This is a genomic window from Pseudodesulfovibrio senegalensis, assembly GCF_008830225.1.
Taxonomy (GTDB): Bacteria; Desulfobacterota; Desulfovibrionia; order Desulfovibrionales; family Desulfovibrionaceae; genus Pseudodesulfovibrio; species Pseudodesulfovibrio senegalensis.
Genome location: NZ_WAIE01000003.1, coordinates 1 through 20,214 on the forward strand (window position 1 = coordinate 1; position 20,214 = coordinate 20,214).

At 56.7% G+C, this 20,214-nt stretch carries 18 protein-coding genes and 2 tRNA genes; 7 read left to right on the plus strand and 13 right to left on the minus strand.

From position 1 onward, the window contains the following. Positions 1-548 (minus strand): hypothetical protein (locus F8A88_RS15900; protein WP_206666400.1); only part of this gene is annotated, 548 nt, incomplete at its 3' end. 48 nt (positions 549-596) lie between these two features. On the opposite strand from F8A88_RS15900, the gene F8A88_RS08305 reads away from it, so the two are divergent. Next, positions 597-1,028 (plus strand): hypothetical protein, encoded by a 432-nt coding sequence (locus F8A88_RS08305; RefSeq protein ID WP_151150688.1) that lies wholly within the window; start codon positions 597-599, stop codon positions 1,026-1,028. 188 nt (positions 1,029-1,216) lie between these two features. On the opposite strand, the gene ychF is transcribed toward F8A88_RS08305, so the two are convergent. Then, positions 1,217-2,317, minus strand: a complete 1,101-nt coding sequence (gene ychF, locus F8A88_RS08310) for a redox-regulated ATPase YchF (RefSeq protein WP_151150689.1) — start codon at positions 2,315-2,317, stop codon at positions 1,217-1,219. 235 nt (positions 2,318-2,552) lie between these two features. Here ychF and F8A88_RS08315 point away from each other — a divergent pair, with 235 nt between their 5' ends. After that, complete coding sequence (locus F8A88_RS08315) at positions 2,553-3,194, plus strand: class I SAM-dependent methyltransferase (RefSeq protein ID WP_161598360.1); 642 nt, start codon at positions 2,553-2,555, stop codon at positions 3,192-3,194. Between the two features lie 81 nt (positions 3,195-3,275). Here F8A88_RS08315 and F8A88_RS08320 read toward each other — a convergent pair whose 3' ends face one another. Continuing rightward, positions 3,276-5,078: a methyl-accepting chemotaxis protein gene (locus tag F8A88_RS08320; RefSeq protein ID WP_151150691.1), complete on the minus strand. Its 1,803-nt coding sequence runs from the start codon at positions 5,076-5,078 to the stop codon at positions 3,276-3,278. A gap of 395 nt (positions 5,079-5,473) precedes the next feature. Between F8A88_RS08320 and F8A88_RS08325 the strand changes: the two genes are divergently transcribed. Further along, positions 5,474-6,760, plus strand: coding sequence for an alpha/beta hydrolase family protein (locus tag F8A88_RS08325; protein ID WP_151150692.1), 1,287 nt, complete (start codon positions 5,474-5,476; stop codon positions 6,758-6,760). A gap of 23 nt (positions 6,761-6,783) precedes the next feature. Here the strand turns inward: F8A88_RS08325 and F8A88_RS08330 are convergent, their stop codons facing one another. After that, positions 6,784-7,536: a substrate-binding periplasmic protein gene (locus F8A88_RS08330; RefSeq protein WP_151150693.1), complete on the minus strand. Its 753-nt coding sequence runs from the start codon at positions 7,534-7,536 to the stop codon at positions 6,784-6,786. 218 nt (positions 7,537-7,754) lie between these two features. Here F8A88_RS08330 and F8A88_RS08335 point away from each other — a divergent pair, with 218 nt between their 5' ends. Beyond that, positions 7,755-8,810 (plus strand): SGNH/GDSL hydrolase family protein, encoded by a 1,056-nt coding sequence (locus F8A88_RS08335; RefSeq protein ID WP_241667413.1) that lies wholly within the window; start codon positions 7,755-7,757, stop codon positions 8,808-8,810. On the opposite strand, the gene F8A88_RS08340 is transcribed toward F8A88_RS08335, so the two are convergent. The 6 genes from F8A88_RS08340 to F8A88_RS08360 form a co-directional block, all read right to left on the minus strand. Continuing rightward, positions 8,791-10,152 carry an MBOAT family O-acyltransferase gene (locus F8A88_RS08340; protein WP_151150695.1) on the minus strand — a complete coding sequence of 454 codons (1,362 nt, stop codon included), beginning with the start codon at positions 10,150-10,152 and terminating at the stop codon, positions 8,791-8,793. The genes F8A88_RS08335 and F8A88_RS08340 overlap by 20 nt on opposite strands. A gap of 3 nt (positions 10,153-10,155) precedes the next feature. After that, the gene (locus tag F8A88_RS08345; protein WP_151150696.1) at positions 10,156-11,115 is read right to left on the minus strand and encodes an SGNH/GDSL hydrolase family protein; all 960 of its coding nucleotides are present in this window, start codon (positions 11,113-11,115) and stop codon (positions 10,156-10,158) included. Between the two features lie 28 nt (positions 11,116-11,143). Beyond that, entirely contained in the window at positions 11,144-11,302 is a 159-nt protein-coding gene (locus F8A88_RS16120; protein WP_421958098.1) for a DUF5989 family protein, read from the minus strand. A gap of 17 nt (positions 11,303-11,319) precedes the next feature. Further along, on the minus strand, positions 11,320-13,458 hold the full coding sequence (locus tag F8A88_RS08350; RefSeq protein WP_151150697.1) for a carbamoyltransferase family protein: 2,139 nt from the start codon (positions 13,456-13,458) through the stop codon (positions 11,320-11,322). A 315-nt stretch (positions 13,459-13,773) separates the two neighbouring features. Beyond that, positions 13,774-13,851, minus strand: a tRNA-Glu gene (locus tag F8A88_RS08355). Positions 13,852-13,898: 47 nt separating this feature from the next. Beyond that, positions 13,899-13,974 (minus strand) — tRNA-Lys (locus F8A88_RS08360). Between the two features lie 193 nt (positions 13,975-14,167). Here F8A88_RS08360 and F8A88_RS08365 point away from each other — a divergent pair. The 3 genes from F8A88_RS08365 (at position 14,168) to F8A88_RS08375 (ending at position 17,561) form a co-directional block, all read left to right on the plus strand. Continuing rightward, a complete protein-coding gene (locus F8A88_RS08365) occupies positions 14,168-15,433 on the plus strand; it encodes a phenylacetate--CoA ligase family protein (protein WP_151150698.1) in 1,266 nt (421 codons plus the stop codon). An 82-nt stretch (positions 15,434-15,515) separates the two neighbouring features. Next, the gene (locus F8A88_RS08370) at positions 15,516-16,274 is read left to right on the plus strand and encodes a DUF429 domain-containing protein (RefSeq protein ID WP_151150699.1); all 759 of its coding nucleotides are present in this window, start codon (positions 15,516-15,518) and stop codon (positions 16,272-16,274) included. 6 nt (positions 16,275-16,280) lie between these two features. Further along, positions 16,281-17,561 (plus strand): ChaN family lipoprotein, encoded by a 1,281-nt coding sequence (locus F8A88_RS08375; RefSeq protein ID WP_151150700.1) that lies wholly within the window; start codon positions 16,281-16,283, stop codon positions 17,559-17,561. Between the two features lie 66 nt (positions 17,562-17,627). Here the strand turns inward: F8A88_RS08375 and F8A88_RS08380 are convergent, their stop codons facing one another. The 3 genes from F8A88_RS08380 to F8A88_RS08390 all read right to left on the minus strand — a co-directional run bounded on the left by F8A88_RS08380 (position 17,628) and on the right by F8A88_RS08390 (position 20,092). Continuing rightward, complete coding sequence (locus F8A88_RS08380) at positions 17,628-18,767, minus strand: BON domain-containing protein (RefSeq protein ID WP_161598361.1); 1,140 nt, start codon at positions 18,765-18,767, stop codon at positions 17,628-17,630. A gap of 184 nt (positions 18,768-18,951) precedes the next feature. Next, the gene (locus F8A88_RS08385; protein ID WP_151150702.1) at positions 18,952-19,749 is read right to left on the minus strand and encodes a sugar phosphate isomerase/epimerase family protein; all 798 of its coding nucleotides are present in this window, start codon (positions 19,747-19,749) and stop codon (positions 18,952-18,954) included. An 82-nt stretch (positions 19,750-19,831) separates the two neighbouring features. Next, positions 19,832-20,092, minus strand: a complete 261-nt coding sequence (locus tag F8A88_RS08390) for a hypothetical protein (protein WP_151150703.1) — start codon at positions 20,090-20,092, stop codon at positions 19,832-19,834. Positions 20,093-20,214 lie beyond the last annotated feature (122 nt).

The following is a 20,214-nucleotide window of genomic DNA, read 5'->3' on the forward strand; positions in this document are numbered from 1 at the left end:
AAAGACCAACCCCTCGCGTACGTGTTGTACGCGTCGGCCTTGGTCTTTTTTTTCGCCTTTCCCTCAACCCCGTCTCGGCAGCCTGCTTGATTGGCAGGTTTGGTCTGATTCTGCGAAAGGCTGAGTGCCTTTTGATTTGCCGATACGGGGCCGATGGCTTCGTTGATGCAAAAAGACCAACCCCTCGCGTACGTGTTGTACACGTCGGCCTTGGTCTTTTTTTTCGCCTTTCCCTCAACCCCGTCTCGGCAGCCTGCTTGATTGGCGGGTTTGGTCTGATTCGGCGAAAGGCTGAGTGCCTTTTGATTTGCCGATACGGGGCCGACGGCTTCGTTGATGCAAAAAGACCAACCCCTCGCGTACGTGTTGTACGCGTCGGCCTTGGTCTTTTTTTTCGCCTTTCCCTCAACCCCGTCTCGACAGCCTGCTTGATTGGCAGGTTTTGCCCAACGTGTCGAAAGGTGTTGCGTCTTTCGGGTTGCTGATGCGGAGATTTGTTTTTTTCTGCCAAGTCCTATGGGAAATAAACTGCTTGAAAAAATATGCAAAGTTACGCATAGATCGATTTTTTACGACTGCAAAAGAAGGAAATCATCATGCATCGCCTGACCCGTACAGTTGTTTTCTCCCTGTTGTTTGCCGTGGTCGCTGTTCCCGCTCTCGCCTATGATCTTGCCGCGCTTAAGGCGGAGTCCGCCAAGGTGGTTCCGTCCGGCGCGCAGATGCTCACATCCGGGGCCGACGCCGAAAGCGCGTTTGTGGCCTATCAGGCCGGTGAGCGGAGCTACCAGTTCACGGTTGCGGGCGACACTGATCCGCAGGCCATGGACGCGACCGGCTTCACTCTTCAGGGACGCAAGGCCTTTTTCTTTTCGCCCATGCCCGGAAGCGGGGTCGCGATGGTATTGCTGGATTCCGAAACCAGTCTCGCCGTCCTGTATTCGCTGGGTTTTTCCGCGGACAAGGACGTGACCGAGCAGGATATGAAGGATCTGGTGGATCGCATGGATCTGGACGCCCTGCGGTAGCTGTTGTTTGTACTTTTGCTACAGTTTCTTCTTTACCCTTCAACCTGTTTTGCATTCGCAGAATGCAAAACCGAACAGGGTCAAGGGACGTGTCCCTTGCGGGTGCAGGGCAGCGCCCTGCCTCATAAGGTAAAAAGCGCACGGCCGAAATTTCGAGCGTGCGCCTGTGCGGGTATTTGTATCGTCGGCTAGACGTTGAACAGGAAGTGAACCACGTCGCCATCCTTGACCACGTACTCCTTGCCTTCCACCCGGAGCACGCCTTCGGCCCGGCACTTGGCCTCGGACCCGTGCTCCACGTAATGGTCGTAGCTGATGACCTCGGCCCGGATGAAGCCGCGCTCGAAGTCGGTGTGGATCACGCCCGCGGCCTGCGGGGCCTTGTCGCCGTCGTGGATGGTCCACGCACGCACTTCCTTGACCCCGGCCGTGAAGTAGCTGATCAGGCCCAGAGTGTGGAACCCGGTGCGGATGATTTTTTCCAGCCCGGCCTCGGTCACGCCGTAGGATTCAAGGAACTCCGCGTATTCCTCGTCTTCAAGGCCCACGAGTTCCTCTTCCATGCGTGCGGAAATCTTGACGAACTCGGCTCCGCGCTCCTCGGCCAGCGAGCGCACGGCGGTCACATACTCGTTGTCCTCGCCCAGTCCGTCCTCGTCCACGTTGGCGCAGTAGATCATGTTCTTGGCCGTGATCAGGCGCAGCTCGTCCAGCACTTCCCGCACGGCCTTGTTGTCCATGTCCGGGTATGTGGCGGCCAGCGCGCCCTGATTCAGGTGCTCCAGCAGGGCTTCGGCGGCCGCGATTTTCGGTGCCAGGGTCTTGTCGCCCTTGAGCTGTTTTTTCATGCGTTCGACGCGGTTTTCAAGGGCCTGCACGTCCGCGAGGATCAGTTCGGTCTCGATGACCTCAATGTCGCGCAGCGGGTCCACCGAGCCGGAGACGTGCACCACGTCGTCATCCACAAAGCAGCGCACCACGTGCAGGATGGCCTGCGTTTCGCGGATGTTGGCCAGAAATTTGTTGCCCAGCCCCTCGCCCTTGCTTGCGCCCGCCACCAGCCCGGCGATGTCCACGAAATCCACGGTGGAATGCTGTACGCGCTGTGGGTTGACCAGCTCGGCCAGCTTTTCGATGCGCTTGTCGGGTACGGGGACCACGGCCTTGTTGGGTTCGATGGTGCAGAAGGCGTAGTTGGCGCTTTCCGCGTTCTGGGCCTTGGTCAGGGCGTTGAACAGGGTGGACTTGCCCACATTGGGCAGGCCCACGATGCCGATGCTCACGGACATGGAATTTCTCCTGAAATATGTAATGAACGGCCAAGCCGTCGGACCGCGCATCACTACAACGCTTCGGCCCGGAACGCAAGGCAGGCCGGGCGGGTGCGAAAAGACGGGCCCGGGGCATGAATCGCCGCTGGCGCACGGGGGCGGTTTTTCGTAGTGTCCCGGCACATGCACAATGTCCAACCGCATGGCGGCACCACCTCGGTCAGTCATTGATTGCAAAGGGCAAAGGGGTACAATGGAAACGGATACCAGCAGAAAGACCATCGCGGCCTATGACAAAAACGCGCAGGGCTATGCGGACAAATTCGATGACTACCCGACGTATCGGGACAGGATAGCGGATTTCCAGCAAAAGCATGTTCCGAAAGGCGCCCATATTCTGGACCTTGGCTGCGGGCCGGGGTGCAACATCAGCACGATTCTGGAGCGGGACCATACGTGCACCTTTGACGGGGTGGACCTTTCCGGCGAATTCTTGCGCATGGCACGGCAGCGGTTTCCGCGGTTCGATTTTTTGCAGCAGGACATTTGCGACCTTGACCTGCCCGGGAAATACGACGTGGTGCTCGCCTCGTTCTGCATCGTGCATCTCACGAATGAGCAGACCGCCGGAGTCATGCACCGGTTGCCGGACGCGATCCGTGACGGCGGCTGCCTGTACCTGAGCTACATGAACGGGGAAAAATCGGGATTCGAGACAACCAGTTTTTCCGAGGAAACGATATTTTTCAATTACTATCAGGATGAATTTATTATCGATTTGCTGGAGCGCAACGGCATGACCGTGGTGGAGATCGCCAAGGACGAATATGCCGAGCCCGACGGCTCCACAACCATCGATACGTTTATCCACGCGAAAAAAACGAGCGGCGGGTAGTTTCGTTCGTATTGTCCGAATGGGCAAAGAAAAAGGCTCCCCGGCAAGGGGGAGCCTTTTGTCGTTCTGTGTGCGTTGGACTTATGATTTCAGGGATTCCACCTGATCGGTGATTTCCTGGGCCAGTTTTGCAAGGGCATTGATGTCGTTGTTGGCCTGGCTCATAAGCTCGGTGTTGTCGCGGGCGATGTTGTTGATTTCGTCCACGCTGCGGGTGATCTGTTCGGACGCTGCGGACTGTTCTTCCGCGGCAGCGGCGATGGATTGGACCTGTGCCGCTGTTTCCTGCGCCATGTGTACGATTTCCTCCAGCTTCCGGCCGGAATCGTCGGTGATGCCGGTGGTGCTGTCGATGGCCTCAACCGCGTTGTCGATGCCTTCCACGTTCAGGTGCGTGAGCTGCTGGATGCCCTGAATGTTGTTGCCGACTTCGCCGGTGGCGCTCATGGTCTTTTCAGCCAGTTTGCGGACCTCGTCCGCCACCACGGCGAATCCGCGTCCGGCTTCGCCGGCCCGGGCCGCCTCGATGGCCGCGTTCAGGGCCAGCAGGTTGGTCTGGTCTGCGATGTCGTTGATCACATGCATGACCTGACCGATGGCCTCGGACTGTTCGTCCAGCTTGTGCATGTTCTTGCGCAGGGTCATGGTCAGCTCCTGCAGGTTGGTCATGGCGTCCACGGTGCGCGAAACAAGCTGGGAACCTTCCTGCGCGATATCGCGCGAGCGGTCCGCGTGGTCCGCTGCCTCACCCGCGTTTCTGGCCACTTCGAGCACGGTGGCGTTCATTTCCTCCATGGCTGTGGCCGCTTCGGAAATGCGCGCCATCTGCACTTCGGTGCCGTGGCTCACTTCGCTGCTCATGCGGGCGATGTCGTCACTGGTGCTGTTGAGGGTGCTCACGACTCCGGCAAGGCTGTCGGCCGCGGCCATCTTGCCTTCCCGTGTTGCCACGGCAGCCTGTTCCATGGCTTCCCGGGCCTGCTGCGCGGCGGCTTCAGCGGCTTGGGCCTGCTTGTTGGCCTCGGCTTCCTTGATCTTGATGCTTTCCATGTTTTCGCCCAGTGTTGCCACCATGGCGTTGAGCGACGACTGCATCTGGGAGATTTCATCCGAACCTTGCGGGTTCATGCGTACTTCCAGATCGCCGTTGGCAACGGCGTCGGCAGCGTTCATGGTTTCGTGCAACGGATTGGTTATGGCCCGGATGATGATCAGGCTCAGGGGCAGCACCACCAGCAGCAGGATGGCGGCGATGAAGCCGAGCTGCATCAGGGTTTCGGATTGCACGATCTCGTGAATGGCCGAGGCCACGGCAGCCTCTTCTTCGGCGATGTTGTCGATGTATATGCCCGTGCCTATCCAGTAGTCCGTGCCCGGGATGCTTTCGGCATAGCCGAGCTTGGGCTGGTCGCCCTTGCCGGGCTTGGGAAAGATGTATTCCACGAAACCGCCGCCCGCAGCCGCCTGTTTCGAGAGTTCCTTGACGAAAAAGATGCCGTTCTTGTCCTTGGCCGTGGAGAGGTCCTTGCCCCGCAGGGAGGGCTTGGGCGGAACCGAAACCACCGTGGTGCCCGTGTATACGAAAAAGTATCCGGATTTGTCCTTTTCAAAGCGGATGTTCTTGACCGCCTTGCGGATGGCTTCCTCCCGCATGTCTTCGGGCATGTCCCGGACAAGGTCGGCAAGGGACACGGCCATGGAGTGCGAGGCTGTCCTGAGCTTGTCCTTCTCCATTCGCAGCATGGTTTTCTGCGTGGTGCTGGTGGAGAACCGCTCGATGGTTCCCATGGTGTTTACCAGCATGCCGACGGTGACGCCGATACAGAGCAGCATCAGCAGCAGCAGTGATAAAATCTTGTTTCTGATGGAAAGGTTCTTGAGCATGGCTTGCCTCCACGTGGTGCGGGAATTTTTTTTGTAAGTTATGGCCTGAATGGCGGTACGTGCAATGATAGTATTCGTTATTGTCGAGGATGGTGTGAGAATGGATGGGAAAAGGCTCCCTAGCAGGGAGGAATAGTTTTGTAAACCTCGGTATTGGATAAAGTCTTGTCTTGTCCTTGTGTTCCATTGTCGTGGAGACATGTTCATGTTTCATATTCTTGCGGAAGGGGGAGGCCGGGCGGTTTTGAAAAAACGGACGCGCTCTGCATAATGGACTCGGCAATCGGTCGATTCGCTGGTAACGGGTTGCAGGTATGCTGTAATGCAGGGACACTTCCGGCTGTGTGTTTCGATAAAACAATGGGTTTCGACTGTGCACGCAAGGACGGTATTTCGTGAAGAATACGCTCATTTTGTTGTTTTTTCTGATTGCTTTGGGAGCGGCCGGAGAACTTCGGGCGGCTACGTTTCAGGCTGCGGGCAACAAGCCTGCCGCGGTTGTTTTTGATAATGAAACGTACGATTTCGAGTTGCGTCGCGTTTTGGGTATGGCGGTTTCCCGCGGTTCCGACGTCAACGAATGCCTGGAAACCGCCCATGCAATACAACCGGGCGATGCCGAATCCTGGTACGTGAACTGGTATGGCTTGGCCGAGCGAGTGCGCAGAACCGGAGAGGAATGCCTGCGGAAAGGACATGCTGTTTCCGCGCGGGAGGCGTTTTTCCGCGCGTCCACCTACTATCGCAGCGCGGGGTTCTTTCTTGTGGGCAATCCCCGGGATTCCAGGATCGTGACGTCCTGGAAAAAGAGCCGGGACATGTTCCGCAAAGGCGCTCGACTGGGAGAGTATCCTGTGGCGGTGGTTTCGATTCCCTATGAAAAAACAACGCTTCCCGGCTACGTGCTGCAGCCGGACCGTTCCGGAAAGAAGCGGAAAACCGTGATCATCCAGACGGGCTTCGACGGAACCGCGGAAGAATTGTATTTCGAAAACGCCCTGTTTGCCCTCAGGCGGGGGTGGACCGTCATTCTTTTCGAAGGGCCCGGGCAGGGCGGAGCCTTGCATGAACAGGGCCTGACATTCCGCCCGGACTGGGAAAACGTGATTACCCCGGTTGTGGATTTTGCGCTGACCAGAAATGGGGTGGACCCGGAACGGATCGCCCTCATGGGCATCAGCATGGGCGGCTATCTCGCACCCCGGGGCGCGTCCGGCGAGCATCGGCTGGCCGCACTGGTGGCCAATCCCGGTACATATGACATGCTGGGCCACCGTAGGGCTGATGCCCGGGAATGGGAGGAAATGCGCAGCGATCCGGACGGAACCAACACGGCCTTGCGGCAGGCCATGGGCAAGGACATCGGCTTCCGCTGGTTCATTGAGAACGGCATGCTCACCACCGGAACGAAGACCCCGCTGCAGTTTTTAGAAATGTTCAGGAAATTCAACATGCAGGGGTTGGCGGACAGGATTACGTGCCCCACGCTGGTGATTGTCGGCGCTGGCGACCATTTCTCCTCGATCAAGGATCAGAGGAAGCTGTATGACGAGCTTGCCTGCCCGAAAACGCTGCTTGTTTTCGACAAGGCGTCTTTTGCGGACGAGCATTGCCAGATGGGGGCGCTCATGACCTCGAACCAGAGGATATTCGACTGGCTGGATGAGACCGTGGACCGCTGAACGTCTGTTTCGGGGGGCAGAGATTATTCGTATCGTTTCAGGATTCGCGCCATTGTGCCCTTGCTGCGGATTGTGCGCATCCCCTTGGCGAACAGGGAGAGGATGCGGTCGGCCCGGGGATTTTCCCTGGAAACCATGACGTGGAGCGAAACCTCGTACAACGGGGTTTTGGAGCGGCGAAACAGGTGAGATTGTTCCGGGAAGTTTGTGTGGATTTCATGTCTGGCCACCAGATCGTTCATGGGAAAAAGGTCCAGACGATTCTTCAAGAGCATTTTCAGGCCCACGGTATTGTTTTTGACCACCAGGGCCGGCACCTGATTTTGCTCGAAGAGTTCCCGGTGAACGAAACCGTTCAGGGTGCCGACCCGGTACTCGCGCAGTGCGGCATAGTCTGTGAAATCGAATTCGAACAGGTTCCGTTTGATGAAGTAGAGATAGGTGCGCTCCGTGAGCATGGGCACGGAAAAGCGGGCGAACCTTTTTCGCGTGGGGGTCTGCACGTAAGGAAAGACAGCGACGTCCATACCTTCCCGGATCATCTCTTCGCATCGGGGCCAGGGAGCGAAGTCCAGCACGGTCTCCACGCCTGCGGCAGCAAAGGCGGCCAGAACGATCTCCACGGTGATGCCCGGTTCTTTGGTGTTTGAACTGGAGTATGGCGTCCAGTCGCCACAGAACAGCCGGAGCGGGGCCGCAGAAACCGGCGTCGGCTTGAGCAGAAGCCCCACGGCGACGAGCGATATTGCTATGATGAGGGATTTGATTTTGCACATAGAGTGTTCCAGCGTTAAACATGCCACGCCCTTGGGCCGCTGTCGAGATCGTTAGCCGGCAATCCGCGCCTGTGGCTAACGAATATCCGGTTTGTCAGCCTTTGGAGAGGTCTATATACTGCGAGCTCTGGAGGGGGTCGGCCAGTTGCAAAGACAACGCATGACGTTGTCCTTGCCTTTGAATTTGATAACAATCCAACGCAGGGCGATTGAATAGAATGATCCGGGCTAAAAAATATATCCGTATACTGGTTATCAACTGTGCCGTTCTGATCGGCATGCTTCTTTTGATTGAAGGCGCCTTCAGGTTGATCATTCCGGCCTCCGAAGTCGTGCCTGCGTTCAGTGATCAGAACCTTGGGATGCGAGGACGGCCGTTTGTGGAGGCGAACCAGACCCGCGGTTTTGCTTTGAAGCCGGAATTCGCCAATAGGTATTATACCGTGAATTCCGAAGGGTTTCGCGGGCAGGCTTTTCCCAAGGACCTGAATCGTAAACACGTCATCCTCGCTCTTGGGGAGTCGACCACGTTCGGCTGGGGCGTACGGGACAATGAAACGTATCCCTTCTATCTGGAAAAGTGTTTTTCCGAAAAGTATCGCGATGTTTTCGTGGTGAATGGCGGGGTTCCCTCCTACTCCTCAAGCCAGGTACTGGTGGCCCTTCAGGAAACCCTGGCCCAAGGCCGGATCAGGCCGGATCTGGTTTTGATCTGTATTTTGGGGAACGACGTCTGGTACTCGAGCATCGCCAATTGGCACCCGGATATTCTTGTCTACCAGAAACCGCCTCAGTGGGTGACGATGGCCATGAAGTATTCTCGGCTGGGGTATGCGTGCCTCATGGGTTTTCCCAAAAAAAGCACCCAGACGAATGTTTTCAATGCAAAGGCGTTGGACAAGTTCAAAAGCAATATCGTGGCGATGATCAATGTGTGCAAATCACACGGCGTTCGCCTCGCTTTTGTGGAGCCTCCTCTTGATTCGGGGCATTTGCCCAAACAGGGATTGGACAGGTTCCAGATTCGGTACACCAGGGATTATCTGGTTGAAACCATTTCGACCTATGTCCGGTCTGTGCGTGAAGTCGCTGAAAAATACGGGGTGCCTGTCATCGATCACAGCCTGGGCCTGAATCACAAGCACCAAAAGGGACTATTCCGAGACAGTGATTTCCATCCTACGCCGAAAGGAAACGCCATGATGGCCAGGGATGTGTATGCGGGGATTGTCGGGGCCGACCTCCTTCCCATGCTTAAAAATCAAAATAAATGAATTTGCTGCTGCCCCCGCCGAGCACGTTGAGAATGACGGCCAGAAACCAGAGTACGGACAGACACGCGGTCAGCAGAAATCTGTTCGACCGCTCGACAAGTCCTTTCAGGCAATCCATGCAGTCCCAGTGATGGAAAAAATAAGTAAGAGAACAGAGCATCAACGGGTAGGCGTAAGGGAGAACGTCTCCGGCAGTAAAGGATTGCCAGAAAACCAATGATCTGATGATGTCCCACGCTTGATCAATATTGGTTGACCGTACAAAGATCACCCCAAAGGCAAACAGGTGGAATGTGATCAGGATTTTTATCGGATTGGGGAGCCGCCGTGGCCATGGGGTGTTTTTGAACAGGGATTCCACAATGAGCAGGATTCCATTGAACGCGCCCCACACAACATAGGTCCAGTTTGCGCCATGCCAAAGGCCGCACAAGGTCAGGGTTATGAGCTTGGCAAGGGGCTTTATGTATTTGTAATTATATCTTTTTACAATCGGGATGTACAAATAGTCCCGCAACCAGAAGGAAAGGGTCATTTGCCATCTGCGCCACACTTCCGTTGTGGAGCTGGAAAGGTATGGCCGGTTGAAGTTCATGGGAAGTTGAATCCCGAAGAAAAGGGCCAACCCGATGGCCATATCGGTATATCCACTGAAATCACAATATATTTGCGCCGGAAACAGGTAGAATCCCAGCAGGGCTTGGAGCGTGTCGGGTGTTTCCTTCACTGAATAGATACCATCGACAAAAGGCTTGATCTGGTCTGCAAAGATGAGTTTTTTGACCAGCCCGGCGGTGAAAATCGTTATGGCCTGCCAGCGGACAAGGTTCGTGGGTTGCAGATTCTGCTTGAGTTGGGGCAGTAGTTCCCTTGGCCTGAGGATCGGCCCCGCGATCAGTTGGGGGAAATACGTCACATAGGCAAGAAGCCACGAAAACCGTTTTTCTGCAGCATAGTCCTTTTTTGCCACGTCAATCAGGTAGGCGATCAGCGTAAAGGTGATATACGAGATGCCCAGGGGCAGCCCGATGGTGATAATCTCCCTTTGGAGGAAGAAGTTGAGATATTTGAAAATGAAAAGCGGAGTGAGCATTCCGGCTATGCATAGTCCAAGCCGTAATTTCTTGTTTTGGGGCCCTGTTGCATTGCCGATCCATGTTACGGCAAAGAAGCCGCCCAGTGTCAGCCCCACCGGAATAACGGTATAATACCAGTTCCAGTACCCATAGAAGTACAGGCTGGCAATGATGATGAGCCAATGGTGCCACTTTTTTGGAGTGGCGTACCAAAGAAAGAGAAAGGCGACAAAGAAAACAAAAAATGACGAAGAACAGAACAGCATGGCTTACTGTATTTTGAAAAAGTTATTATTGATGCAGTAATCGGTTATTATCCGGTTGGCTTTGGCGTTGGGGTGATGGTCGGTAGGCATGGCCCACAGGGTTTTCGGATCGTGTATTCCCTCGAATGCAGGCAATGGGTCAATGTACTTGATGCCTCTGCTTTGCGCTTCTTTTGATATGGCCTCATGCGCGAATCCGTAGAGGTAGTTGCCCAGATAGTATATTTCAGGCGTAATGATCAGATAAAGACGGATGCCGTTTGCATCCGCGTAAGCCTTGATGCGGTCAAGAGCCTTGACCATGTCTCGATATCCGGAGGAATTCGGATCGTAAAGCGATTTGTAATACGAGACCATGTCCTCGCTGCTGTCCTTGCTTACAAGTCCGTTGTAAATGTGCCAGACAACAACGGCAAGCTGGCTGTGAGCAAGCAACCAATTGCTCTGTTCGGATTTGCGAACGCCTGGATCGGCAATGAAAAAATCCAGAACGATGTCCGTGGGCTTCAGGGGGGTGAGTTTGGAAAAAAACAATTCTATGTATTTGACCATGTTGTAATTGCCAATGCCGGCGTTCAACACCTCCACATCGTCCCCCAGCTCTGCCCCGATCATTGCAGGCAGGGTCTGGTCTTCCGGTACTCCCCATCCCAGTGTCACCGAGGAACCCAAGAACAGGATTCTTCGTTTTTTTGGGCTTTCGGTCTGAATGTTCGGTCCCCGCAATCCCCAATTGTTTGTTCTGATTTGAACCGACTGCAGGGTCGCCTGACGGTTGGGGGCGTGCTCGTGCCCGAGTTTCGGGTTGGCGCTTCTTGTTTTCAGGAGCTTGGCATAGCGCCACATTTCAATGTCGTAGTTTTGCATATCCCTGTTTTTCAGGACAAGCAGGCCTTCTCCGAGAAGCCCTGCAATGCACACGGCAACGACAACCATGACCATATTGAAAAAGATGTTTTTCATATAGTATTATTAAAATCTGTTGGCAATGTCAGAATATGGCGTAGATAAATGTTCCCACAACAGTGTTTTGTCCGATGAAAACGATTAGACCAATGAGCACCATGGTCAAAATCAACGGAAAGAGCCAATAACGCTTGCGGGTTTTGAGGTATTGCAGGAATTCCTGTAACAATGACGTTCGTTTCATTTTTCACCTGTCCGGGTTTAAAACCTTTTGTAAAGGTTCTCTTTGTCTGCCGGTTGATGATTGAGCCAGTAGCTCTTTGCCTGAGCGTCCGGGCGTAGGTGTATGGGCGTCTTGCCAAGTAGTCTCAAAAACAATCCTACCGGGGAGATGATGGTATAAAATACCACAGTTAAGACAAGAACAGACAATGCGAGCCGTATCCTGTTCGCCGCGAATTGTGCCGCTTGGTAAACCGGCTTCAAAAATACGGGGGAAATTGCAACAGCAAGTCCGGCGCACGCCAACAGACCAAATATCAGACTCAACAGCATTCGATGGGAAAACAATCCAATTGCCACCGGAACCATGCATGACGCTGCAAAGGTCAAGCTGGATTTCCTGATGGATCGGATTTCCGTCTCTGATGCGCCGGCCTCGGAAGTCTTTTCTTTCAGAGGTGGCTGTTCTTCTTTGAAGAGAATGGTATCTTCCATTACCAGCGTGTCCATTCCCGTCTTCATGAAACAGGCATATGCGTCGTCCGGCGTGCATACAATGGGCTCCCCCCTGACATTGAAGCTGGTGTTAACAACTATCGGGCAGCCTGTCATTTCATGAAACGCCTTGATCACATCATGAAAATCCTTCTTGTTTCCCGTTGCGACCGTCTGGACCCTGGAAGAGTTGTCCACATGCGTCACAGCGGGATACATGTTCCGTTGGTCCCGGACGTGCGTGATAAGGGTCATATATGGACTGGTGCGGTCCAGTTCAAAGACCTCGTAAGCTTTTTCCTGCATCACCGCCGGGGCAAAGGGTCTGAACGATTCCCTGAACTTGATTTTCAGGTTGATCCGGTCTTTCGTGTTTTCACCTCTGGGGTCGGCGATGATGCTTCTGGCGCCCAATGCTCGCGGGCCGTATTCCATCCGTCCGGCCATGTAGCCCACTATTTTGCCCGCAGCGAGCTGTTCGGCAATGATTTTCGCCCTGTTCCCGGCATCCATGAGGTGGTGCGGCACATTTTTTTGTTCGAGGAACGCCTTGATTTCATCCTGCGCATACGACGGCCCAAGATATGGCGAGAACGGGCGATTTTCATCCTGAGCGTTACGTTTTTTTTCAAGGAGCCTGTGCCAAACGAGCAGAGCCGCGCCCAGGGCGCTGCCCGCGTCTCCGGCTGCGGGCTGGACCCAGATTTCCTTGAACGGTCCTTCCCGCAAGAGCCGGCCCACCGCCGTGCAGTTCAAGGCCACCCCTCCAGCCAGGCAGAGCTTTTCCATTCCGGTTTCATTGAAAATGTGAAAGCCCATTTTGAGCATCACGCTTTCAGTGACGGCCTGAATGCTTGCAGCGATGTCCATTTCCCTTTGGGAGATTTTTGTTTCGGGCTCCCTGCGCGGGCCCTCGAACAGGCTTTCGAACTTGTGGGAGGTCATCCGCAGACCACCCAGAAAATCGAAATATTCCATGTTGAGGCGCAATGAACCGTCAGGTTTTACGTCCACGATGTTGTCGAGGATGACGTCCTCGTAAATCGGCTTGCCGTACGGGGCGAGCCCCATGAGCTTGTATTCGCCCGAATTCACCCGGAATCCTGTAAAATAGGTAAACGCCGAATACAGCAGGCCGAGGGAGTCCGGGAAATGCAATTCATTGAGGAGATCGATTTTTTCCGCCTTGCCGATTCCATAGCTCGTGGTCGCCCATTCTCCGACCCCGTCAATGGTCAGGATGGCGGCTTCCTGAAACGGGGAGGGGTAGAATGCTGCGGCGGCATGGGCCTCGTGGTGCTCCGAGAAGAGAATCTCTCCTTCGTAGCCCAATTCCTTTCTGATGATCTGCGGGAGGTGTAGTTTCTGCTTCAGCCACAGCGGCATGGCTCTCAGCCACGACGGCAGCCCGGCCGGGGCGATCGACAGGTAGCTCAACAGCAACCGGTCAAAGGTGGGGATGGGTTTGTCATAGAAGACTATGAAATCGATGTCGTTGATTTCACAGTTTGCAGTGCTCAAGCAGTATTGAATGGCGTTACGCGGGAACGAGGCATCGTTTTTTACCCGGGTAAAACGTTCCTCCTGAACCGCTGCCAGGATTTTCCCGTCATTCAGGATGCAGGCGGCGCTGTCGTGGTAATAGGCGGATATTCCGAGGATCTGTATTTTTTTGTTTTTCATTTTGATTTCATCAAGCCCGGGGGCCCGTCCATTTGTGGGCGTTGCCCGGAGTTATCCAATCAAGCCCGAAAAGAGTGCTTCAGAGGTATCCCGTTTGAGCTTATGGCTTGGAAAGGTGGAGCATGTCCAGTGATGGCGGCTTATAAATATGAAATTGTATCAGAATTCGTTTCAAAATGCCGCTTGGCTGCACCATGACCTGTATGTTGCCTGACGCCCTTTATCCGTCCTTGGCCGCTTTTGAAAAAAAGTGCGGAATCGCGTGTAAAACAGAAAAGGACCTGCGGAAAACCGCAAGTCCTTTTCTGAAATATATGGCGTCCCCAAGGGGATTTGAACCCCTGTTAACGGCGTGAGAGGCCGTCGTCCTGGGCCAAGCTAGACGATGGGGACACGTCTCGTAAGAAAGGCAGCCTTTGGCTGCCGTCTTTTGCAAAAAGTGGTGGGTCGTACTGGGCTCGAACCAGTGACTCTCTGCTTAAAAGGCAGATACTCTACCAACTGAGTTAACGACCCACGCTGTGAAGGAATGTCTTGATATACTTGTCCACGCACGCTGTCAAGGGAAATGCCAAATTGTCTCATGGCGTCAAAATTCACCCTAAGTTGTTGAGAAGTAATGAAAAAATATTTTTTTCTTGAAAAAATATTTTCCTGTGGTATAGTGATCGGCCTTGAATAATGATTTACCCCAAGCAGGAGCTTCATAATGACCAGAAAAGACAGAACCGAGGGGATTTATTCCCGCCGGGAGGTGTTGGACGAGTCCGAGCGCCGGCAGTACTGCGTGTTGCAGCTCAAGGAACTCTTGACCTACGCCTACCGCTATTCCGAGGACGTGAAAAAGCGTTTTGACCGTGCCCAGTTCAATGTGGACAAGTTCAAGACCATGAACGACCTCAAGCACATTCCCATCATCAAGAAAAAGGAACTCATCTTCCTGCAGTCCATGGGACCGCGCCTCGGCGGGCTGCTGACCAAGGACCTTGGCGAGCTGAATCGCATTTTCCTTTCGCCCGGCCCGATTTTCGACCCCGAAGACCGCTCCGAGGACTATTGGGGATGGACCGAGGGCTTCTATGCCGCCGGGTTCCGCTCCGGCGACATCACCCAGATCACCTTCAACTACCATCTGGCTCCGGCCGGCCTCATGTTCGAGGAGCCCCTGCGCAATCTTTCCTGCGCGGTGATCCCGGCAGGACCAGGCAACACCAACAGCCAGATCGAGATCATGCAGAAGCTGCGCGTGACCGGCTACGTGGGCACGCCCAGCTACCTGATGCATCTGGCCCAGAAGGCCGAGGAAATGGGCCTTTCCCTGCGCAAGGACCTGTTCCTGGAAACCGCGTTCGTTACCGGTGAAAAGTTTTCCGAGAAGATGCGTTCCACGCTGGAAAAGAAGTTCGACTGCATCATGCGTCAGGGCTACGGCACCGCGGACGTGGGCTGTATCGGCTACGAATGCTTCCACAAGACCGGCCTGCACCTTTCCAACCGCGCGTTTGTGGAAATCTGCCACCCGGACACGGGCATTCCCCTCAAGGAGGGCGAAGTGGGCGAGATCGTGGTCACGGCCTTCAACAAGACCTATCCGCTCATCCGTCTGGCCACGGGCGACCTCGGCTACATCGACAACTCCCCCTGCGCCTGCGGCCGCACCAGCCCGAGGCTTGGCGGCATTGTCGGCCGCGTGGACACCACGGCCCGCATCAAGGGCATGTTCGTGTACCCGCATCAGGTGGAACAGGTCATGGCCCGTTTCGAGGACGTCAAGCGCTGGCAGATCGAGGTCACCAACCCGGGCGGCATCGACGAGATGGTGCTTTCCATCGAGGCCGGACAGTTCACCCAGGAAGATGAGCTGCTGCACCTGTTCCGCGAAAAGATCAAACTGCGCCCGGTGCTCAAGGTGCTGACTCCCGGCACCCTGCCCCCGCAGATCCGTCCCATCGAGGACAAGCGGACCTGGGACTAGGTTTCGCCAATAACGATGACATGGGGCCGGGAGCATTGTTTGCTCTCGGCCTTTTTTTGGTTGTTCGCGTGCAGGAGGTCTCATGAAATTTGTGGGAGCGGACGGCTGCGCCGCAGGCTGGGTGGCCGTTGCATTGAGCGGTCCCGGTTTTGCCGAGGTGCAGATGTTCGAGGGATTTTCCGACCTGTGGCGGGCGCATGAAGATGCCCAGACCCTGCTGGTGGATATGCCCATCGGCCTGCCAGGCGCGGCCAGCCCGGTGCGCGAGGCCGACGTCTGCGCCCGCGCCATGCTTGGTCCCCGCAGATCCAGCGTGTTTTCGCCGCCCCTGCGCGAGGTTCTGGATTGCCCGGATCACGCCAGCGCCAATGCGGCCAGCCGCAAGCTGTGCGGCAAGGGCCTTTCCCGGCAGGCGTGGAACATCGCGGAAAAGATCCGGCAGGTGGACGAGGTGGTGCGCCAAGCTCCGGCCATTCCCGGGGTGGTGCGCGAGGCGCATCCCGAGGTCTGTTTTGCCGCGCTCGCAGGAATCCCCATGAATCATTACAAGAAAACACTGCTCGGCGCTCTTGATAGACTGAAAGTATTACAGAAGTATTACGAATCAGCTGAGGTTTTGTTGCGCAACACCATGGCGGAGCATCCGCGCACGGCTGTGGCCGAAGATGACGTGCTCGACGCGTTGGTATTGGCCGTGAGTGCCCGGGAAGCCGGGCCAAACCTGCTTTGCCTGCCGAAAACCATGCCGATGGACATGCTGCCGGTGGACGGGTGTGGCCTGCCCATGGCAATATGGTACCATGCTCCCCAGACAACAACCTTCAAGCCCGCCAAAGGATAGTCCTTCATGCACATGATCCGCCCCCGACGATTCCGGTTGACCGCAACGTTGTTTCTTGTTGCCGCCCTTGTGGCCAGCTTTGGCTGCGCGCCGCGGGTGCGGGTTGCGCCCCCGGAACCCATGGACGTGACGTTTCTGCCCGATCCCGGTGATTTCGTGAGCGGTTCGGGTGAGCCCATGACCCTTGAACAGGTGGCTGACGCCGCGCGCAGGGCCGATTACATCCTTGTGGGCGAGGGGCACCGGAACCCTCTGGACCATGCCGTGCAGCAACGGCTGGCCGCGGCTCTGGCCGCGCAGGAGAATCCTCTTGCGGTTGGTTTGGAGATGATTGCTGTCGATAAGCAGCCTGTGCTGGATGATTTTGCCCAAGGCATTGTTCCCGTTGATGATCTGGAGCAGGAGCTGGAATGGAAAGACCGTTGGGGATATTCGTTTTCCCTGTTTCGGGGGCTGTTTGAACTGGCCCAGAAGCACAGCCTGCCCGTGGGGGCGCTGAATGTGCCGCCCTCTGTTGCCCGCGCCATAGGGCGCAACGGACTGGAATCGCTGGATGAAGACCAGCAGGATACGTTGCCGGGGCGCATTGTGCGGCCGTGTGACGCACAGCTGGATTTCTTGCGCGAGGTCATGGGCATGCACGAGGGGCGCGACATGGACAACGCCACCCAGTGGGAGCGTTTCGTGACCGTGCAGTCCGTGTGGGACAGCAAGATGGCCGAGGAAACCGTGGCGCTCCGCACGCGGTTCAACTGGCCCGTGCTGGTCATTGCCGGGGACGGCCATGTGGAAAACGGCTGGGGCATCGAGCGGCGCATCCTGTTGCTGGACCCGGATGCCACAGTGTTTTCCATCGGTCCGTGGCGGGGCGGGCATTTCGACCCGCACCGTGCCGATGTGTTTTTCTACAGCCCGGACCAGTACCGTTCGCGCATGGGCGCGGTGTTCATGGTTCTGGAGCGCGGCATTGTGGTCAAGTCCGTGGAGCGCGACTCACGGGCCGACAAGGCCGGCCTGCGTCCGGGCGACGTGCTTGAAGAGGCCAACGGAGTGGTGCTGGAATCCCTGCGCGACATCCACAAGGCCGGTTTCCGGGCGCATGAGGACAGGGAGCCGTTTGTTTTCGTGGTGCGCCGCCACGGGCAGCGCCTTGCCGTGGATATGGGGCTTTTGTTCACCAAACGCACCAAGCCGCAGGATGCGTCCGCCAAGGACGGGCAAACGCCCGAATCCAAGCCAGAGCCACAGCCCGGCGAGGATACGGGCGTCGATGGCCATGTCCGGTAGTCGACAATCGAAAAAAAACGCCCGCAGTCTTTCGGCTGCGGGCGTTTTTCATTCATGAATGGGGATTCAGTTCAGGGCCAGGGCGCTCATGTTCACGGCGCGCTCGGGCGCGATCCGCTTGAGCAGGGTGTTGGCTACCTGTTTGGTGCGCAGGTCGTGGGACCGCTGCATGGTCAGTTCCAGACGGTCAGCAATGGAATACTGCCTGTCGGTTGTCAGCTTGCGGGCCATGGTCCGCAGTTGGTTGCGGGTATTGGCGTCCTGTTCCGCACTGCACAGGGTCAGCACTTCATGCTTGATGCTGCGGCGGGCTCTGGTCCATTTGGAAAAATGCTTTTTGTAGTTTGCGGCCAGCGTGCGCAGGGTGTCGGGGTTCGGTGCGCGTCCCACGGTTTGGTTCTCATGCACTGCCGCAGGTCCTGCGGTGGTGGAGCGGACGGCCGGAGTCGCCTGCGCGAGGACAGGGGGGGCGTCCTGCATGAGCAGGGCTTCGGGCACGGGCGGACCGTATGCGCGCCCCAGCGAATATTCGATGTCCGCGGTCATGACGCCCGCGTCGAAGTCGCGCTGCACGGCCACCAGCGAGGTCACGGTCATGTCGGCCAGTCCCTTGTTTTTTTTCAGGCCGTTGACCATGGCTTCAAGCGCGCGCTCTTCGTCGTGGGTTTCCACCACGCCCACAAGAACGGCTTCGCCCTGTATCACCTCCACGTCCACGTTGGCCGAGTCCAGCCCCAGTTCGCTGATGAGGTTGGCGGCAACCGCGTTTTCCGCAAAGGAGTCACGGATGCCGGGATGCAGGTCGTCGGGGGCGGTCTCGGGGCGCAGCACGCCCTTGACGTCGCGCACGCCGTTCATGGCGCGCAGGTCGGCCAGCATCTGGTCGCGGTGGTCCGTGGTGTCGTATTCGCCCACCACGTATATCTGCCCGTTGTATGTGTGCACGTCTGCGTCGATGCCCGTTGCCGTCATCACGGTCATGGAGGCCTGCATGTCGAGTACGGTGTCCGAGGCGATGTCCGAGGTGTGCCGTTCGTCCGCGGCCAGCAGGGTGGTCTTGTGCACCAGCTTGACCCCGGTGATGGCCAGGGAAATGGCCTTGGGCGCGGCCATGGAGGCCCCGGTCAGGGCTACGGGTATGACCGCACAGCCGCCGGAAAAGGCGGCAAGGGCCAGAAGGGTCAGTATGGTGAAGATGCGTTTCATATGTATTCCTTGCCCGTGTTCGGGCAATGCGGCGTATATCTTCATATGTATCGTGGCAAGAAAAAAAAAGCGTATTTTTGTGGCGACCATCTGCGGCTTTTGGGCAATTCTTTGCACAAATGGCTGACTTATCAGGAACTAGGCGGAAAAGCCCCGCCAGACGTTATTTTTTGAATCTTAACAATTATCCATTATTCATGGACTCTTCCATGTGGGAGCGGATGTCCCTGAGCATGGCCGTGATTTTGTCTTCCTGTTCCGGGAATGCGGCCGGTTCCAGCTCCAGGGTCACGTAGCCCTGGTAGCCGCGCTGGTCCAGCCGGGCCAGGAAATCATCCAGCGGCAGGTCGCCGGTTCCGGGCGTCATGTGTTCGCGGTAGGCGCGGGCGTCGGAAAAGTGCACGTTGCAGAGCAGGTCGTGGGGCACCCTGTCCAGCGCGTTGAGCACATCATAGCCGCTCACGCCCATGTGGCAGACATCGAAGGTCATGCCCACGTTTTTCTTTCTGCACTGGTCCATGAGCTTGTCCAACTCGTCGCGTCCGAAGGGCGAGGCCTCGGCCCAGGGCAGGTTCTCCAGCGAGTAGCGCAGGCGTCCCTTGGCATCCAGCAGCAGGGCCAGATCGTGGGCCCGGGCGAACCAGCGGTTTTGGATCATGGTGGAAAGGCGGTTGCCGGGCGGATGCAGGGTGATGTGGTCGCAGTGGGGCAGGGCGTTGGCCAGCGCGGTGGTGGCCTTCCACGAATTCTGGTGGCCGCCCCAGCGGGACCACTGCCGGAACGGCGCGTGCAGACTGTGTATCGGGCAGACGGCGTTCACCGCGTCAATGGCCGGTCCGGGCTGCAGGGCCGGGTCGTTGACGATGAGTTCCAGCCCGGCAAAACCGCTTTGCGCGGCCATGGTCGCCACCTGCTCCAGGGGCAGGTGGAAGAGGCTGCCCGAAGACAGCAGCAGTACGGGGCCGGATTTTCGGATCGTCATGGATACATCATGCGGCATGTTGCGGCATATGCAATGAGAAAATCGGGGGAAGGTCGTCCCGCGCCGGTGAATGGCTGTGTGCTCATGGTGCCGGTTGCCGGGCCGCGTGGATGAACGCGGCCGTTTCCGTCTTGCCGAAACGTCGGCTCAGGGCTCCGCTGGGATGGTTGCTCGTATATGCGTGCCCGTGTGCCTGCGGCATCCAGTTTCGCGGCATGTTCATGATCCACCACAGGGGGATGCCCGGTCCCCGTTTTTTGCGGCGGATGTCGCCGTTCATGCGCACGGGCTCGTAGGAGCCGTCCTCGTACCTGATCCATGCTCTCTGGTCGTATTGCGTCATTGTTCCTCCCGGGTGTTTGCAACAGGATACACCCGGAACCGGGGCGGGGATGGTTCAGGGAAGCAAAAGGACATGATCAGGAAAAGTAATCCTCTTGACAGGGGAGGAAATTGGTGCGCAGA

Excerpts from the sequence above, each read along its gene's own strand:
- F8A88_RS08305 (WP_151150688.1), top strand. The coding sequence starts at position 597 with ATGCATCGCCTGACCCGTACAGTTGTTTTCTCCCTGTTGTTTGCCGTG.
- ychF (WP_151150689.1), bottom strand. The coding sequence starts at position 2,317 with ATGTCCGTGAGCATCGGCATCGTGGGCCTGCCCAATGTGGGCAAGTCC.
- F8A88_RS08315 (WP_161598360.1), top strand. The coding sequence starts at position 2,553 with ATGGAAACGGATACCAGCAGAAAGACCATCGCGGCCTATGACAAAAAC.
- F8A88_RS08320 (WP_151150691.1), bottom strand. The coding sequence starts at position 5,078 with ATGCTCAAGAACCTTTCCATCAGAAACAAGATTTTATCACTGCTGCTG.
- F8A88_RS08330 (WP_151150693.1), bottom strand. The coding sequence starts at position 7,536 with ATGTGCAAAATCAAATCCCTCATCATAGCAATATCGCTCGTCGCCGTG.
- F8A88_RS08335 (WP_241667413.1), top strand. The coding sequence starts at position 7,755 with ATGATCCGGGCTAAAAAATATATCCGTATACTGGTTATCAACTGTGCC.
- F8A88_RS08340 (WP_151150695.1), bottom strand. The coding sequence starts at position 10,152 with ATGCTGTTCTGTTCTTCGTCATTTTTTGTTTTCTTTGTCGCCTTTCTC.
- F8A88_RS08345 (WP_151150696.1), bottom strand. The coding sequence starts at position 11,115 with ATGAAAAACATCTTTTTCAATATGGTCATGGTTGTCGTTGCCGTGTGC.
- F8A88_RS16120 (WP_421958098.1), bottom strand. The coding sequence starts at position 11,302 with ATGAAACGAACGTCATTGTTACAGGAATTCCTGCAATACCTCAAAACC.
- F8A88_RS08350 (WP_151150697.1), bottom strand. The coding sequence starts at position 13,458 with ATGAAAAACAAAAAAATACAGATCCTCGGAATATCCGCCTATTACCAC.
- F8A88_RS08365 (WP_151150698.1), top strand. The coding sequence starts at position 14,168 with ATGACCAGAAAAGACAGAACCGAGGGGATTTATTCCCGCCGGGAGGTG.
- F8A88_RS08370 (WP_151150699.1), top strand. The coding sequence starts at position 15,516 with ATGAAATTTGTGGGAGCGGACGGCTGCGCCGCAGGCTGGGTGGCCGTT.
- F8A88_RS08375 (WP_151150700.1), top strand. The coding sequence starts at position 16,281 with ATGCACATGATCCGCCCCCGACGATTCCGGTTGACCGCAACGTTGTTT.
- F8A88_RS08380 (WP_161598361.1), bottom strand. The coding sequence starts at position 18,767 with ATGAAACGCATCTTCACCATACTGACCCTTCTGGCCCTTGCCGCCTTT.
- F8A88_RS08385 (WP_151150702.1), bottom strand. The coding sequence starts at position 19,749 with ATGACGATCCGAAAATCCGGCCCCGTACTGCTGCTGTCTTCGGGCAGC.
- F8A88_RS08390 (WP_151150703.1), bottom strand. The coding sequence starts at position 20,092 with ATGACGCAATACGACCAGAGAGCATGGATCAGGTACGAGGACGGCTCC.